The following is a 15928-nucleotide window of genomic DNA, read 5'->3' as shown; positions in this document are numbered from 1 at the left end:
CTGTGCTCACGCGCCCACAAACGGAAGCGATACGTACCGGTTGGAAGGCGCTATGCCTCTCCGACAGGGAAGGCCGCGGTGGGGAGGGGGGTACCTCCCCACCCCTCCGGCGTCAGACACCGCCGATATCGTGAGGGAATGGGCTACTCGATCGAGAGACTCCGCGGAATGACAGACGACGAGCTCGTCGCCGAGCACGATCACGTAGCGAAGTCGACTCAGGTCGGAGTGAACTACTACCTCGACGAGCTCGACCGTCGCTCGCGGGATCGCGCTACCGTCGCGGCGAACCGACTCGCACGCAACTCATTCTGGCTGTCGGTCGTCGGGACTGTGCTCTCTGTAATCAGCACCGCGATAGCTGTCCTCGCGCTGTTCGTCGCGATCGAGAACGGGTAATCAGGTGCCGCCGATCACCATCGCATGCCCGGTGTGCGGCGCGCGTGTCCGGGTGCTAGCCGAGGGCTACGTCGACGAGCACACCGGCCGGGGAGGCCTCCGCTGTTCGTTCACGAAGACGGCGAGCTCTCCCGGCGGGAGCAAGGCCCCCACGCCGCCGCGCGAGAAGAAGGCGGCCGAGACGCCGAAGGAGACTTCCGCCGTACCTCCGCCGACGAAGAAGGATCGGCCGAAGAAGCCTGCCGAGCATCAGGCGTGCCCCGCGTGTGGACTCGTCGTCGGCGTGAGCGGAGACGGGGAGCTCTACGCTCACCAGCGCGCCGATGGGCGATGGTGCAAGGAGGGCCAGAAGGCGAAAGGCAAGCGCAAGCCCCGCCGAAGCATCCGGGCACTCAGGGGCGGCCTGCCCGGCCTCGGCAGGAAATGACGCCGGAGGAGATCCGCCGGGCGATCGTGGACGCGCCGGGCGAGACGCTCCACGAGTCGAGCGCGCACGCCTGCTACGCGACGCTGCTCGCCGCGCAGGAGGCCGGAGCGCCGGGCCCCGAGCTCGTCGCGATCATCTGGGCATTCCGTCGGGAGTGGAAGGCGCTAGAGGCGGTCGTCGACGAGCTCGGAGTTTAGGCCAGGCCGCGCGACGCTCCGCGAGCCACGCGCGACGGCGACGACGAGCCTCGGCCTTCGCAGCGTGGGCCGCGGACTCCTCGCGCCGGACGACGGCGATCGGGGCCCACTCGCCAGAGGCGTCGGAGATCGCGAAGAGCGCACCGGGACGGAACTTCCGAGGGCCGCGAGGCGCGGCGGGCGGCTCTGCGGCGGCGGCCTGCTCGGCGGCGCGGCGGTCGCGGCGCTCGGCGAGCTCGGCGAGCGCCATGGCCGGAACGCGGGCGCGGATATGGGCCTCGCGCTCAGCGACGGTCAGGCCGAGGAAGGCGTCGCGGGTCAGGTTGTGTCGGAGCTTCGCGGGCGCACGCCTCGCGGTCTGCGGGTCAGCATAGGCGAGGAGCTGCTTTGCCCGGCGCCCGACATGGACGCGCTGGGACGGCGGGACGGCGGAGAGATCGAGGGTCATCGGAGGGTCCTTTCGGGGTGGGGCGGTGGGACAGCGGGACGGGACGGGTCAGCGGTCGCCGTCGAGACGGGCCGCGAGGTCCGCGAGGGACGGGACAGCGGACGACGCGGCGTCCCGACGAGCGTCCCGGCGGGCTTCCCGCTCGGCGGCCCGACGGGCCTCTCGGGACGACGGGACGGCAGCGTCAGCGGACGGCGGGACGCCGGACGAGAGGCTCTCGCGGAGGCGGTCAGCTCCAGCGGTCCGGAGCATCTGGCGCTTGCGGTTGTTGCTCACGCGCGGACCCCGTTCGCGGCGGTACGAGCGTCGAGGACCGAGGCGACGACAGCATCCGTCGCGGCGTCGAGCTCTGGCTCGATCGACAGCTCGCCGACGAGGCCGAGACGGCGACGCCGGAGCGAAGTCGAGACGGCCTCCTCGACTCGGGCGGCGGCGCGGAGCTCGGTTCGGGCGGCGTCGATGGTGAGGGACTCACGGGCAGCGAAGGCGTCGAGGCGGGCGCGGGTGTCGGCGTCGAGCGCGTCGACCGACCTCGGGAGGGTCGGCGCGTCGGCAGCAGCCTTCACGAGGGCGGACAGGCGGAGAGTCATCGGGCGGGCCTTTCGGTAACGGGAGGGAACGGGCGAGGGTGGGCGGCGAGGTAGGCGTCGAGCGTCGCCTCGACGCGGGCGAGGAATTCGGTCATCGGTCGGCGGCCTCCGGGGCCATGGCGCGCAGCCATGCGGGCGCGTCAGCGGGGAGCTCGGCGAAGTCGACGACCGGACCGACCGGGCGGCGCGGAGGGAGCGGGGCGTCGCCCCAGAGGACGCCGGAAGCGTCGAGCTCGTGATGACAGCGGCGGCACATCGGCGCGTAGTCGGCGGGGTAGGGGCTCCAGAGGGCGAAGTCCTCCGCGCCGCGGTACGGCGGGCCGACCTGCTCGTCGAGGGACGAGCCGGTGTAGGCCCACTCTTCGGCCCGCTCGCCGCAGCCGTCGCACCACTGAGCGGATGCAGGGCCGCGCTCGGCGCGGACGCGGGCGTGAGCGGCGCGATACGAGATCGGGCGGGGAGGGTGACCGCCGCGGAAGCGGAAGTCCCGGAGGTAGGGGCGCTGATCTTCCCACGCGGTAAGGCGGCGGCGGAGGACGAGCGAGCGGCGGGCGGTACGCTCGTGATCGGCGATCCGGACGATCAGGTCGCCGTCGAGGCGAGCGCCGTCGAGAGTCGACAGGAGGCGATACAGGCCGTCCCGGCCGAGGATGCCGGGGACCGTCTGTAGGTCCTTCCAGAGCGCCGAGAAGGCGATCCGGCGGATCCTATGGGCGGCGTAGGCCGGGAGGATCCACTCCAGAACGTCGAGGGTGGCCGCCTCACGGTCGGCGAGGTCGGCGGCGCGTCGGGCGCGGGCGCGAGCGGCGCGGTCGGGGGTGGGCGAGGTTGCGGGCATGAGGGCTCCAGAGGGGGTGTGGGATGGGGTGTCGTCTGTGCGGTGAACCCCGCCACGCTGAAGCGTGACGGGGCCTCCCATCCACACAGACGCGCGCGGGGGATCAATCCCGGCGCGAGGGAGCCGACGACGCGAGGCCGTCGGAGATTTAGGGGGCGGCGGGCCCGAGCCGGCACGCGACTAGACCACTGAGAAGACCCATCTAGGGCTACTAAGGGGATTCGTGGCGTTTCGTCACTGCTGGGCCGCCGAGAGGCCGCGAGGCCCGGAATGACGCGGAAGTTGGGCGGTGACGGTTCCGTCACCGATCGTCACCGTTCGTCACTCCGAGGGAGGCCAGGGCGTTTACACGCGGTCGAAGAAGGCCGCCGCGAGAGCGAGGCGGGCGGCGCGCTCGCGGGCGCGGAAGAGGCGTCGGCGGCACGTAGCGCCGCAGGCGACGGCGTAGGCGTTCGCGGCGGTGAACGGGAAGCGGCAGAAGCCGCAGGAGATCACGACGGGCGCGGGCATGAGGGCCTCCTAGAGAAACGTCACGGGGAGAGGGACAGAGAGAGGCGGGCCGCCCGCTCCGCCCGAGAGGGAAGAGGGGCGACCCGCCGAGAGGGCCGTTAGGCCTAGGCCGCGGTGTCCACGCGCACAGCGTTGCCATGCGGGACGAGGGTCACGGTTCCGTCTTCGTTGTCCTTCGCCTGAGGCATCGGGACGACGGCGACGAGCGCCTCGACGATCGAGCGGTCGGAGCCGGTCGCGACGTCGAAGGCCTGAATGTGCGTCAGCGCGAAGGGCGAGTCACCCTCGGCGCGGATCGATGCCGCGTAGGGCGCGCCCGCCGGGGGCTCGGGAGCGCGGACCACGAGGGAGAAGGCCTCGCGGGTGAAGGCGATCACGTTATCGGCCGCGATGCGGCTCGACTCGTGGATCTCGATCCCGCGGACGGTCGAGCCGGTCGCGTCCCACGTACCCGCCGGGCCGTCGAGGAGGTCCGCGTACACCGAGCTACCGACGACCGCGACGATCTTCGACTCGGCGTCGACGCCACGGTCGCGGAGGGTCTTCCGGATCGCGGTGAAGAGCTTCGCCGGAGTCGCGCTGGCGTAGGTGAGGGCGGTCGCCGGGGTCGCGACCAGCGCGGCGGCGGCCTCCGACTCGACCTTACGAGTGATCGCGCGGGTCTGCGGGTAGATCACCTGCTTGCCGAAGTCCATCATGTTCAGCTCGGTGTCTGCCACGGAGAGCGCGACGTTCGAGTAGGCGAGCGTGTCGAGGGTGACCGGGACGCTCTGCTCCGAGATCGTGTCGACCGCGAGGGCCGTGCTGACGTCGTTCGCGGCGCGCTCACGCGACGGGACAGCGCCGGGGATGCGGACGCGGATCGTGTCGCCGGTGCCGCCGCCGAAGTCGGCTTCGACGTCCCGGCTGAAGAGCTTCGAGATTCCGAGGTCGCCGCCGACGAGCTTCGCGCCGATCTCGGCGACCTGATCGGCAGTAAGGATGTTGTTGGGCATGGGTTGCTCCTTGGGTTAGGGGTTGGGTTGGGAAGGAGCCCCTCGCGGCTTCGCGGGACGCTGGATCCGTCGAGGCCTGCTCGGCGGCCGGAGTCCGAAGGGGTAGGGGTGGCGCGATCGAGCCGCGTCGCGTGGCCTGCACGCGGACGAGCTCGGCGTCGCCGAAGGGGTGGCGCGGGAGCGCCGACCGGACGGGATCCCCTCGCGACTCACGGCGCAAGAAGGGGTAGGACCGGGCGCAGGGGACGCCCGTCCGGAAGCTGAAGGAGGCGACCCCCTCCATCGCGACAGGAGCGCAGACGGGAGGGCCGCCGTTCGGCGAGAGCCTCCGGAAGCCATACGGAGGATCGCCGCGCGACGCGCCGGGGAACCAACCCGGAGGCGTCGCGGGCGCGAGATCGGCCGCCGATAATCAGCCGAGCTCGCGGGGGTGCGAGCGTGCCCGAGAAAGGACGACCGGGCGGCTCGCGGTGCAGCGTCATCGCCGCGGGCCGAGGCGCTCGCGCAGGAACGGGGCGGCTCGGGGGTCAGGGGTGCGCCGGAGAGGCGCGAGAGAGGGGTCGAGATAGTAGAGGGCCGGGAGGGCCTCGGCTGCTCAGACTTCGTCACAACCCCACGAAAGAAGAGAGGGCCGGGAAGGTGGGACACACGTCACGGGCCCTCGAAAGAGTAGAGGGCCAGGGTTACGCCGAACGGCGAGGGGCCACGAGATAGAAGAGGGCCGGGAGTGTTGCAGGGCGTCACGGCCCTCGAAAGAGAAGAGGGCCAGCTCGCCGGTACGCCCGTCACGGGCCCTCGAAGTAGAAGAGGGCCAGCGGTGTTTACACACGCCGAAGGCCGCCCCGGCGCGTCGTGCAAACGCGGCTGGAGCGACCTTCGGGGGGAGGCGTCAGGCGGCTTCGACCTCCGCGAGCTCGTCAGCCCAGACGATCGCGACGCGGTCGCGGTGGAGGCCCTTCCGAGGCTCCTCCGGGCGGAGCTTGCGGATCGCGACGTGATCCATCGCCGAGCCGAGGAGACGGCGACGCTCGTCGAGCTCGGCGGCGTCCCATGCCTCCGCGTAGGTTCGGCCGGTCGGCCGTCCGACCTCCCGGATCTCGGCCGACGCCGAGCTGAGCTCGGCACGACGAGCCTTCAGAGCCCCGATGCGAGCGAAGAGCGCGGCAGAGTCGGCATCATCCCGGAGGAGCTCGGTCGAAGCCTCTCGGAGGCCCGCCTCGATCTCGGCGAGCTCCTCGGAGACGCCGGGGTCGCCGACGAGCTGGACGATCTCCAGCTCGGGGTGAGATCCGACGATCGCGAGGAAGCGCTCGACGACGATCCGCTCGGCATTCGCGGCGGTCATGCGCGGACGCTCGCAGCGCCGGTCGAGATCATTCGGGCAGGCGTACATCGGGACGCCCCTCGACATGCCGATGTGCATTCGCGCGCCGCAGCCCGCGCAGAAGGCGAGGCCCGAGAGGAGGCGCGCCGCCCGCTTGCGGCGGGACCGCTTCCCCTCGGTCGTGCCCGGATTCCGCAGACGGGCGAGGACTCGCTCGCGAGTCTCGAAGTCGATCACGGCGGGCCAGACTCGGAGGCGGAGGCCGTCCTCGCCGCGGACGTATTCGCCGCGGTGGAGCACGTAGCCGAGAAGGTGAGCCGACGTCCACGTCTTCTGGATCGTCCCGCCGAGCCAGTGGCCGCGGTCGAGGCCCTCCGCGGGTCGCCCGGTCTTCAGGGCGCGGCGGTAGTCGCTACGGACGGTCGGCACGCCGCGAGCCGTGAGGTCGAGCGCGAGCTTCGTCGTCGACTCACCACGACAGAGACGCTCGGCGATCTCGCGGACGATCGCGGCCTCCGCCGCGTTCAGGACGAGCACGCGGCCCGGTCCGTCGGGGTTGGGGATCGCGTCGTAACCGAAGGGGACGACGCCGCCATGAAAGCGGCCGACTGTCTTCAGGTGAGAGATCGAGCTCCGCACGCGGGCGGACGTGTTCTCGGCCTCCATCTTCGCGACCTCTGCGAGGACCGAGGCGATGATCCCGAAGGCGGGCTGATCGGAGCGGAGGCCGTCGCGAAGGGAGACGAAGAGCGATCCGGGGGCGTCCTTCAGAGTGTCGGCGAGGACGCCGACAGCGGAGAGGCCCTGTCGCGTCCAGCGATCGAACTTCCACACCGCCAGGACGTCGGCCTCGCCGTCGGCGATCATCCGGAGCGCTTCGGTGGCGTTCGCGCGGGCCTTCCGGCCCGAGATCCCGTCGTCGACGAGAGGCGGCTCGATAACGTCCCAACCCTCGCGGGCGGCGATCTCGCGGAGGTCAGCCTCCTGTCGGGCGATCGAGGTCGAGTCGTCGTCGGAGGCTGAAATGCGGACGTAGAGGACCGCGCGGATAGGCTTCGTCATTGTGGAATGTCCCTTCTCGGAGGCGTTGTCGAGAAAGAAGAGGGCCGGGCGGCCGTTCTTGCTCGGTTAGCGCTCTCGGGGGAGACCGAGTCGAAGGACGCCAAGAAGAAGTAGGTCTTCCGTTCGCGTCCGAATCGTGATGTCGCGCGCACCGTCAGCCCAATAGGCTGCTGCTGCGCACCATGGGGGAGCGCCGGACGCAGCGAGTCCTCGCCTGGCCGTGGCCATCGACGAGGAGTCGCAGATGACGCCTACCCTGTCCGAACCCGAGCGAGATCCCGCGATCACGCCGGCCATCCCGACGGAGGGGGCCGATTCCGTGCGGGCGCGTCGCGCGCCGTTGTCCCGGCTGGTCTCGTCGGGACGCCGTGGACGAATCCTCGCCGCGGGGGCAGGGATCGTCGTCGTGGCGCTGGTCGCCGGCGGCATCGCGCTCGTCTCCGGCTTGTCGTCCGCCGAGGCTGACGCCTCGTCCGTCGGCAGTGAGACCGCTGCGGGGTCGGCGAGCGAAGCGAAGTCCGGAGGGACGACGACGCCGAGGGGCCTGGAGACCGCGTCGCCGACGGAGAAGCCGGTCGCGGTCACGCCGAAGCCGGCTTCCGATGATCCCGACGCCGCTCCCGCGTTCGAGGTCGGACCGAAACCCGAGGCACTGGTTCCGATCGGCTGCGAGGGCCTCGTCTCGGAGGACCTGCGCATGCGGGTGATGGGCGACGGCGGCACCCTGTACGAGGACATCGGGCGGCCGGCGAGGGATGACGGCGTCGCCGCCGAATGGCAGGCCGGCGTCCGGCACTGCGTCTGGTTCAGTGCCGGGGAGACGGCGTCCCTCGAACTCCATCTCCTCCCCGATGCGGTCGACGATTTCCGCGCCTTCTCGACGTTGTTCGGCACCTACGGGTCCGACGCGCTCGGACCCGATTCGCGACTGGACTGCACGCCGAGGACCCCGACTAGCGTGTGGAGCTGCAGGGGCGGGTTCACCGCTGCCGGCCACTGGGTCGAGTTCAACTTCGGGGGAGCCAACGCGAACGGTGACGAGGCGCCGTACGGGCTGGCTGCAGAGCTCGGCGCGTCGATCGAGGCGGCGTTGGACGCCGCCGGTCCGGCGCGCACGCGGGAGGACCTCGGCAGTGCACCGAGTTGCGACCGATTCGACAGTGCAGGGCTGCGCGGCGCGGTCGCCTCGCCGAACCTCGGGGCCCCCGTGGCCGACGTATTCGGACTCACGTTGACCGAGGCCGCATTCCGGCGAGCGGGTTTCGGCATCTGCAGCTGGAGCGGGTCGAGCGCGGGGAACAGCTTGCCGGGCGTGTCGATCGGCATCCTCCCGGGCGGCGGTTGGGCCGTACCGGAGCCTGCGACGTTCGCAGCGAAGTACCCGACCGGTGACGCCGAACTGGTGGCCATCACGGGCGCAGAGGCCGCCGTGCGGACCTGCTTCCACGCGTACGGCCACTGCTCCATCCAGGCATCGGTCCGCGGAACCCTGGTGACCGTCTCCACCGTCACGCCCACCAACTCTGGGCGCGACGCGGAGGCGGACGTCCTCGCGGCGGCCCGGTTCCTGATCGCGAATCTTCCTCGATGACGACGCCACCGGCGAGCGGTTCGAGGCGCCGATCCAGACCGCGATCGCTCGGCAGTTCGGAACTCCAGGGTCGGAGAGTGCCGTCACGCGCCCCGCTCCCGTTCGCGCTCCTCCTGATCATGCTGCTGTCGGCATGTGCCACGCCGTCAGGCGACGTGCAGACCACGACGGTTCCGCGACCCAGCCAGACTCCGATGGCGGAGCCGACGCAACCTCCCACCGAGCCCCCGCTCTCGCGGCCGGCGGCGCTCATCCCTATCGCGTGCGACGAGCTGGTGCCGGCAGCGGTCCGGGAGACCGTGCTCGGTGAGGGCGGTGTCGCGGTGGAGCATCCGCTTTCCGACGGGTCGGCCGCGCAGCTGCAGGCCGGCGTCGTCACGTGCGAGTGGCAGGTCGACGGCACACCGGCCGCGCGCCTGCACGTCGATGTCCTTCCGAACGGCGTCGAGGACTATCGGGCGTTCGTGGTCGCCTACCCGTACCCCGGCGGCACGGCGGCCTTCGGTCCCGACTCGGACCTTCGCTGCTGGACGGACGAGGTCGTGGGATGTTCCGCCGACCTCACCCCGGGCGGCCACTGGGTCGAGTTCGAGGTCTCCGTTCCGGCCGACGCCGCGACCGGCGACGCGTCGACGGCGGCCCTGCAGATCGGAGCGACGATCACCGAGGCGCTCTCCACGGTGCAGGCGGGAGCACGGGGTGACCTCGGGGACGTCCTGCCTGCGTGGGATGACTGCCTGCGACTCGATGCCGGTGACCTCAGGGGCGCCAGCGGATCTCCGTCGCTCGGCCTCCCGGAGCCGTCGTACGCCGGGCCCGGCGTGATCTTCTCGGTGGCGTGGCAGCGTGCGGCGTTCCGGACCTGCGTCTGGCGTCAGGCAGACATCTACGACGCGCCCGATGGCGAACTGCGGATGCTCACCGTCACCGTGCTCCCGGGGGGCGCGTGGGCGTGGCGTGAGGTGTCGGACGCGGCGATGTCGGGTGTGGATGTCCGTCCACTCGACGTCCCCGGTGCGGATGCCGCGTCCCTCGCGTGCGCCTACGAGACCGAGTGCGCTGTCCATCTCAGCGTCCAGGGGAGCCTGCTCATCGTCAACGGTTCCTACGACTCCGTGGACGACGGGGATCTCGAGGCGGTCACCGAGGCTTCGGCTGCAGCGGTCGTCGCGACGCTCACGGCCGGCTGACTGCGTCGGCGTAGCCCCAGGCGCGTTCCGTAGAATCGACGGATGACCCGACGCAGCACCTTCACCGACCAGTCGGTCACGTACGGCGCGATCGGCGCGACCCTGGCGCCCGATCTCCTGCGCTACCCGCCGGCCGGGTACCGCCCTGCGGAGGACTCCGTGCGGCTCGGAAGCGGCGCCGACCGGTTCGCGCGCGCCGCCGAGGCGCTCATGACGTGGGGCATCCAGCGCGGTGCGGGGTTCGAGGTCGTCGACATCTCCGAGGGCACGGGCGCGCAGTACCCGGGCATCGTGTACGACGCCGAAGGCGCCCCGCTCGCGGAGCAGCCGGCTCCGCGCACCGAGGACCGGTTCGGCGCCGACGGCACCCCCTACATCACGGCGGGCATGACCGCCACGCTCCGGCGGCGCCGGCGTATCGGACACCGCGACACCCCCGTGCTCGTCGTCTACGTGATCGACGAGCCGCAGCGCATCGGCTTCGCGTACGGCACGACCGCCGACGGCCCCGAGAGCGGCGAGGAGTCGTTCATCCTCGAGCACCGCGACGACGACGGCGTGTGGCTCACGATCCGGTCGCTCCTCGGCGGCCGCGGCGGCGTGCGGCGGCTCGGCTCCGGCCGGCGGCGGCGCAAGCGCCGGGAGCTCACGACGCGCGAACTGCGCGCGCTGCATCCCGCCTTCCCGAGTTGATCGTGGGATCGGCGCTTCCGCTCGGCGAGCCGGCGCCCCTCGACGGCCTGCTGCCGGCATCGGCCGCTGAGGGCGCCGCGGACCGGGCGTTCGGCGTGTACCTGCACGTCCCGTTCTGCCGGGTCCGCTGCGGGTACTGCGACTTCAACACGTACACGTCCGACGAGCTCCGCGGTGCGCGCCAGGCGGACTACGCCGACCACGCGATCGGCGAGGTCCGGATGTCGCGACGCGTGCTCGCGGCATCCGGCGTGCCCGCTCGAGCCGCCTCGACGGTCTTCTTCGGCGGCGGCACGCCCACGCTGCTGCCCGCCGACGACCTCGTGCGCATGCTCGCGGCGGTGCGCGACGAGTTCGGCCTCGTCGACGGCGCCGAGGTGACGACCGAGGCGAATCCCGACTCCGTGGGACCCGACGACCTGCGCCGGCTCGCCGACGGCGGCTTCACGCGCGTGTCGTTCGGCATGCAGTCCGCCGTGCCGCACGTGCTCGCGGCGCTCGACCGCACGCACGATCCCGATCGCATCCCGCTCGTCGTGGGCTGGGCCCGCGACGCCGGGCTCGACGTGAGCCTCGACCTCATCTACGGCACGCCGGGGGAGTCCCTGGCCGACTGGCGACGCAGTGTCGAGGCGGTCGTGGCCCAGCGTCCCGACCACGTCAGCGCCTACGCGCTCATCGTGGAGCAGGGCACGAAGCTCGCGCGGCAGATCCGTCGCGGCGAGCTCGCCCAGCCCGACGACGACCTCGAGGCGGACATGTACGAGCTCGTCGACGACATGCTCGGCGCCGCCGGGTATGCGTGGTACGAGGTGAGCAACTGGGCGACCACGCCCGAGTACCGGTCGCGCCACAACCTGGGCTACTGGCGGGGTGACGACTGGTGGGGCGTCGGGCCCGGTGCGCACAGCCACGTCGGTGGCGTGCGGTGGTGGAACGCGAAGCATCCGGCCGCGTACGCCGAGCGGGTGACGGCCGGGTTCTCGCCGGCGGTGGGGCGCGAGGTGCTCGACGAGCCGACGCGGGAGACCGAGCGCGTCCTGCTGCTCACGCGGATCCGGGAGGGCATCGACGTCCCGTCGCTGCACGCGGGCGGGCGCCACGCGGTCGCCGGGCTCATCGCCGACGACCTCGTGGACGCGAGAGCCGCCCTCGGCGGGCGGCTGACGCTCACCCGGCGAGGACGGCTGCTGGCGGACGCGGTGGTCCGGCGGCTGCTCGACGCCTGAGCGCGTCGCGCGCGTGACTGCCATCGCGAATGCAGGAAGAACCAACGGGTGGTCGGCGTGTCGACCGCAGACACGCCGTGAGGGTCCGACTTCTTCCTGCAAGCTCGTCGAACGAACGCGCTTTCCGGGCGGGAGCGGACTGCCGACGGATCGGCTCGGACGGAGCGCCGGTCGCGAGCCGTCGCCGGAACGCGGAAGCCCGCCCGACGGTGCTGTGCGCACCGCGGGCGGGCCTCCGCGCGACGAGTCCGGCGACCGGCGCCGGCCGGCGTCAGCTCACGAACTTGATCGAGAGCGGGTAGGTGTAGAGCTGGCCCTGGTTGGCCTTGATGGCCGCGATGATGCTGAACACGATCTTCACGATCTCGATGGCGATCACGAGCAGGATGCCGATGAAGAGGAAGATCAGGATGTAGCTCACGACGAGCGCGATCGCGATCGTGATCTGGAAGTTCAGCGCGGTCGCGGTGTGGTGCCGCACGAAGGGGCCCTTGTCCTTGAGGACGAGGTAGCCGATGAGCGCCGGCACGAAGTAGAAGAAGATGCCGCCCACGTTGATGAGCGTCGCCCACAGCTTCTCGTCGGCCGGGCTGAGCTGCTGCGGAGCCTGACCCCCGTACGGCTCCTGCGGCGGCGGCGGACCCTGGGGCGGCTGGCCCGGAGGCGGCGGCGGACCCTGCGAGGGCGGCGGCGGTGGCGGAGGGCTCTGGGGCGGCGGGGGAGGCTGGGGCGTGTCGGACATGCGCGGACTCCTTCTTCGGGGCCTCTGAGCGAGACTCGGTCGATTCTCATGCTGGCACAGCGACGCCCGCCGCGGGAGTAGGCACTCCTGCGGCGGGCGCAACGGTGCGACGCCTGCGCGCTACTTGATGAGGCGGATCGCGAAGGGGTAGCGGTAGTGCTTGCCGTCCTTCGCCTGCAGGAAGGCGATGATCGAGAACACCACGCCGAGGATCCACACCGCCCAGACCAGGATGGCGCCGATGAACACGACGACGAGGATCCACGAGATCACGTAGCCGAAGAGCAGCGTGATCTGGAAGTTCAGCGCCTCCTTCGCCTCGGTGTTCGTGAACGAGCCGCGGTCCTTGAAGACCAGCCAGATGATGAGCGAGGGCAGGACGCCGAGGACGCCGCCCAGGTGGGCGAACGAGCCCCACTGCACGTCCTGCTCGGGCGTGAGCGGCACGACGCCGGTGGGGGACGACGAGGCCGGCTGCTGCGGCGGGGGCGGCGGGACGTTCGGGTCGGGGGTCTGCGAGTTGGGGTCGGTCATTGCGTGCCTTTCGGGGGTTCTGGGGTGAACCGCGGGCTGCGAGCAGGGTGGATCGCAGCCGGGGTGACTCGCGGGGTACGGCTACGGTATCGCCGAGGTCGTCGGGTGGCAACGGCCGGGTCGCGGCATGTCGCGATAGGATTGGCACTCAGGAAGAACGAGTGCTAAGCGGTGAGGGAAGCGAGGAACATGGTCTCCGAACGCGGTCTCGAGGTGCTCCGCGCCATCGTGCAGGACTACGTCGCGTCGCGCGAGCCGGTGGGCTCGAAGACCATCGTCGAACGCCATGCGTTCGGCGTCTCCGCGGCGACGATCCGCAACGACATGGCCCTCCTCGAGGAGGAGGAGCTCATCGCGGCGCCGCACACGTCGTCGGGTCGCATCCCGACCGACAAGGGCTACCGCGTCTTCGTCGACCAGCTCACCGACGTCCGGCCGCTCACGCGGGCGCAGCGACAGGCGATCGAGACCTTCCTCGGCGAGTCGAGCGACCTCGACGAGCTCCTCGCGCGCACCGTGCGGCTCATCGCGTCGCTGACCAAGCAGCTCGCCGTCGTGCAGTACCCGAGCTTCGGCAGCGCCCGCGTGCGCCACGTCGAGCTCGTCTCGCTGGCGCCCGCGCGCGTGCTGTGCATCCTCATCGCGGACTCGGGCCAGGTCGAGCAGCGGCTCGTCGAGCTCGAGCAGCCCGTCGACGAGGAGACGCTCGCCGGGCTGCGCGTGCGACTCAACGAGATCGCCGGCGGTCGCACGATGGCGGATGCCGCGGTGGCGCTGTCGGGCGAGATCCCCGGCACCGACCGCCGTCACGCGCTCGTCCTGCACACCCTCGCCCTGACCCTCGCCGAGCAGGCGCGGGCCCAGCGCAGCGACCGGCTCGTCGTGGCCGGCGCCGCGAACCTCGTGCGCACCGAGCAGGACTTCGCCGGGTCGATCCTCGACGTGATCGAGGCGATCGAGGAGCAGGTCGTGCTGCTGAAGCTCTTCGGAGAGATGTCGGGCGACGAGCACGCCGTGGCCGTGCGCATCGGTCGCGAGAACGCCTCGTTCGGCCTCGGCGAGACCTCCATCGTCTCGAGCGCGTTCGAGATCCCCGGCCGCGACGTGTCGCGCCTCGGCGTCGTGGGCCCCACGCGCATGGACTACACCACCAGCATGGCGGCCGTGCGAGCCGTCGCCCGCTACCTCTCCCGCACCCTCGGCGAGAGTTGACTCCCGCTGCCGACCCACCCGCTCGGCATCCGGCAATCGAAAGGACACGCCCTCCGTGGCAGACCACTACGAGGTCCTCGGCGTCGCACGCGACGCCACCCCCGACGAGATCAAGAAGGCCTATCGACGCCTCGCACGCGAACTCCACCCCGACGTCAACCCGGGCGCCGAGGCATCCGAGCGCTTCAAGCAGGTCACGCACGCGTACGACGTGCTCTCCGACCCGAAACAGCGCCAGCAGTACGACCTGGGCGGCCGCGGCGGCGGGTTCGGCGACCAGGGGTTCGGCGGGTTCGGCGACATCTTCGAGACCTTCTTCGGCGCCGGGCAGCAGACCCGCGGACCCCGCTCCCGGCGCGAGCGCGGCCAGGACGCGCTCATCCGCGTCGAGGTGGGCCTCGACGAGGTGATCTTCGGCACGCACCGCGACATCGAGGTGGACACGGCCGTCACGTGCGAGACCTGCCACGGCTCGTGCTGCCAGCCGGGCACCGCCCCGGTCACCTGCGACATCTGCCATGGCACGGGCTCGATCCAGCGCTCGGTGCGCTCGCTGCTCGGCAACGTCATGACCTCGAGCCCGTGCGGCACGTGCCGCGGCTACGGCACGATCATCGCCACGCCGTGCGTCACCTGCCAGGGCCAGGGGCGCGTGCGCGCACGTCGCACGGTGCCGGTCGACATCCCAGCGGGCGTCGACACGGGCGTGCGGCTGCAGATGCCGGGCTCGGGCGAGGCCGGTCCGGCGGGCGGCCCGAACGGCGACCTCTACCTCGAGATCAAGGTGAAGAACCACGACGTGTTCAGCCGCAACGGCGACGACCTGCTGTGCACGCTCGAGGTCGCGATGACCGACGCGATCCTCGGCACGACGACCACGATTCCCGCGCTCGACGGCGACGTCCACGTCGAGCTCCGCTCGGGCCTGCAGAGCGGCGAGGTCATCACCGTCAAGGATCGCGGCGTCACGAAGCTCCGCGGCACGGGCCGCGGCGACCTCCGCATCGGCGTACAGGTGCTCACGCCGTCGAAGCTCTCGTCGAAGGAGCGCGACCTCATCCAGCAGTTCGCCGCATCGAAGAAGGCGCCGAAGCCCGAGCTCACGCACTTCCAGCAGGGCCTCTTCGCGCGACTGCGCGACCGGTTCCTGGGCTGATCCCTCGACGATCCTCCGACGAGCGCACGAACGAGAAGAAGGCACGGATGCCGCGATGAGCCACCTCTACCTCGACGAGTCGCTCGACCTCGCCGCCGTCGCGCCCGGCGCGGTGGTCGAGCTCGCGGGCGACGAGGCGCGCCACGCGGTGACGGTGTCGCGGGTGCGACCGGGGGAGCGCATCGCGATCGGCGACGGCCGCGGCACGCTCGTGCACGGCGTGGTCGCGTCGACCGGGCCGCGCGAGCTCGCCCTCGAGGTCGACGAGGTCGTCGTCGAGCCCGCCGCGTCGCCGCGCCTCATCCTCGTGCAGGCCCTCGCGAAGGGCGACCGCGACGAGCTCGCCGTGCAGGCCGCGACGGAGCTCGGCGTGGACGCGGTCGTGCCGTGGCAGGCGAGCCGGTCGGTGTCCCGCTGGGAGGGCCCGAAGGCCGAGAAGGGGCGCCTGCGCTGGGCGTCGATCGTGCGCGAGGCCGTGAAGCAGTCGATCCGCGCCTGGCTGCCGCCCGTGGCATCCGTGACCGCGACGGCCGCCCTGCCGGCCGCGCTCGGCGGCAGTCGGATGCTGCTGCTCGAGCCGACCGCGACGATCGCGCTCACCGAGCTCCGGCCCGACGGCCGCGACCTCGCGCTGGTCGTCGGCCCCGAGGGCGGGATCGCGCCGGCCGAGCTCGAGCGCCTCGTGGCGGCCGGGGCGGAACCCGTGCGGCTCGGGGCTTCCGTGCTGCGCACCTCGACCGCGGGGCCCGCCGCGATCGCCGTGCTGAACGCAACCCTCGGGCGGTGGTGAG

The 15928-nt window shown here is 71.7% G+C and carries 17 protein-coding genes; 10 read left to right on the top strand and 7 right to left on the bottom strand.

What is annotated here, in order from left to right:
* Positions 1 to 138: 138 nt before the first annotated feature.
* From FYC51_RS18090 to FYC51_RS18080, 3 genes are read left to right on the top strand one after another with little or no spacing between them, the layout of a single operon-like run.
* Positions 139 to 399 carry a hypothetical protein gene (locus FYC51_RS18090; protein WP_148735137.1) on the top strand — a complete coding sequence of 87 codons (261 nt, stop codon included), beginning with the start codon at positions 139 to 141 and terminating at the stop codon, positions 397 to 399.
* 4 nt (positions 400 to 403) lie between these two features.
* The gene (locus FYC51_RS18085) at positions 404 to 826 is read left to right on the top strand and encodes a hypothetical protein (RefSeq protein ID WP_148735136.1); all 423 of its coding nucleotides are present in this window, start codon (positions 404 to 406) and stop codon (positions 824 to 826) included.
* On the top strand, positions 823 to 1023 hold the full coding sequence (locus FYC51_RS18080; RefSeq protein ID WP_148735135.1) for a hypothetical protein: 201 nt from the start codon (positions 823 to 825) through the stop codon (positions 1021 to 1023). Before FYC51_RS18085 ends, FYC51_RS18080 begins: the two co-directional genes overlap by 4 nt.
* A 720-nt stretch (positions 1024 to 1743) precedes the next feature.
* On the opposite strand, the gene FYC51_RS18075 is transcribed toward FYC51_RS18080, so the two are convergent.
* The 5 genes from FYC51_RS18075 to FYC51_RS18060 form a co-directional block, all read right to left on the bottom strand.
* The gene (locus FYC51_RS18075; protein ID WP_148735134.1) at positions 1744 to 2061 is read right to left on the bottom strand and encodes a hypothetical protein; all 318 of its coding nucleotides are present in this window, start codon (positions 2059 to 2061) and stop codon (positions 1744 to 1746) included.
* 91 nt (positions 2062 to 2152) lie between these two features.
* Complete coding sequence (locus tag FYC51_RS18070; RefSeq protein ID WP_148735133.1) at positions 2153 to 2899, bottom strand: hypothetical protein; 747 nt, start codon at positions 2897 to 2899, stop codon at positions 2153 to 2155.
* 345 nt (positions 2900 to 3244) lie between these two features.
* Positions 3245 to 3409: a hypothetical protein gene (locus tag FYC51_RS19365; protein WP_187432718.1), complete on the bottom strand. Its 165-nt coding sequence runs from the start codon at positions 3407 to 3409 to the stop codon at positions 3245 to 3247.
* Positions 3410 to 3513: 104 nt separating this feature from the next.
* Positions 3514 to 4404 carry a major capsid protein gene (locus tag FYC51_RS18065; RefSeq protein WP_148735132.1) on the bottom strand — a complete coding sequence of 297 codons (891 nt, stop codon included), beginning with the start codon at positions 4402 to 4404 and terminating at the stop codon, positions 3514 to 3516.
* A gap of 889 nt (positions 4405 to 5293) precedes the next feature.
* A complete protein-coding gene (locus FYC51_RS18060; RefSeq protein ID WP_148735131.1) occupies positions 5294 to 6790 on the bottom strand; it encodes a recombinase family protein in 1497 nt (498 codons plus the stop codon).
* A gap of 220 nt (positions 6791 to 7010) precedes the next feature.
* On the opposite strand from FYC51_RS18060, the gene FYC51_RS19360 reads away from it, so the two are divergent.
* From FYC51_RS19360 to hemW, 4 genes are all read left to right on the top strand, one after another.
* The gene (locus tag FYC51_RS19360) at positions 7011 to 8381 is read left to right on the top strand and encodes a hypothetical protein (RefSeq protein ID WP_187432717.1); all 1371 of its coding nucleotides are present in this window, start codon (positions 7011 to 7013) and stop codon (positions 8379 to 8381) included.
* Positions 8382 to 8656: 275 nt separating this feature from the next.
* A complete protein-coding gene (locus FYC51_RS18050) occupies positions 8657 to 9571 on the top strand; it encodes a hypothetical protein (protein ID WP_148735130.1) in 915 nt (304 codons plus the stop codon).
* 42 nt (positions 9572 to 9613) lie between these two features.
* On the top strand, positions 9614 to 10264 hold the full coding sequence (locus tag FYC51_RS18045; protein ID WP_148735129.1) for a DUF1990 family protein: 651 nt from the start codon (positions 9614 to 9616) through the stop codon (positions 10262 to 10264).
* Between the two features lie 2 nt (positions 10265 to 10266).
* Positions 10267 to 11493, top strand: a complete 1227-nt coding sequence (hemW, locus tag FYC51_RS18040) for a radical SAM family heme chaperone HemW (RefSeq protein WP_148735391.1) — start codon at positions 10267 to 10269, stop codon at positions 11491 to 11493.
* 271 nt (positions 11494 to 11764) lie between these two features.
* Here hemW and FYC51_RS19850 read toward each other — a convergent pair whose 3' ends face one another.
* Together FYC51_RS19850 and FYC51_RS18030 are read right to left on the bottom strand one after the other, a co-directional pair.
* Complete coding sequence (locus FYC51_RS19850) at positions 11765 to 12235, bottom strand: DUF4870 domain-containing protein (RefSeq protein WP_148735128.1); 471 nt, start codon at positions 12233 to 12235, stop codon at positions 11765 to 11767.
* Between the two features lie 120 nt (positions 12236 to 12355).
* The gene (locus FYC51_RS18030) at positions 12356 to 12769 is read right to left on the bottom strand and encodes a DUF4870 domain-containing protein (RefSeq protein WP_148735127.1); all 414 of its coding nucleotides are present in this window, start codon (positions 12767 to 12769) and stop codon (positions 12356 to 12358) included.
* Positions 12770 to 12958: 189 nt separating this feature from the next.
* On the opposite strand from FYC51_RS18030, the gene hrcA reads away from it, so the two are divergent.
* From hrcA to FYC51_RS18015, 3 genes are read left to right on the top strand one after another with little or no spacing between them, the layout of a single operon-like run.
* Complete coding sequence (hrcA, locus tag FYC51_RS18025) at positions 12959 to 13981, top strand: heat-inducible transcriptional repressor HrcA (RefSeq protein ID WP_148735126.1); 1023 nt, start codon at positions 12959 to 12961, stop codon at positions 13979 to 13981.
* Between the two features lie 55 nt (positions 13982 to 14036).
* Entirely contained in the window at positions 14037 to 15137 is a 1101-nt protein-coding gene (gene dnaJ / locus FYC51_RS18020) for a molecular chaperone DnaJ (protein ID WP_148735125.1), read from the top strand.
* A gap of 55 nt (positions 15138 to 15192) precedes the next feature.
* Positions 15193 to 15927: a 16S rRNA (uracil(1498)-N(3))-methyltransferase gene (locus FYC51_RS18015; RefSeq protein WP_148735124.1), complete on the top strand. Its 735-nt coding sequence runs from the start codon at positions 15193 to 15195 to the stop codon at positions 15925 to 15927.
* Position 15928 lies beyond the last annotated feature (1 nt).

Source organism: Agromyces mariniharenae (assembly GCF_008122505.1).
Lineage (GTDB): Bacteria > Actinomycetota > Actinomycetes > Actinomycetales > Microbacteriaceae > Agromyces > Agromyces mariniharenae.
Note: the sequence above shows the minus strand (reverse complement) of the source record. Positions and strands in the feature narration are given on the sequence as shown.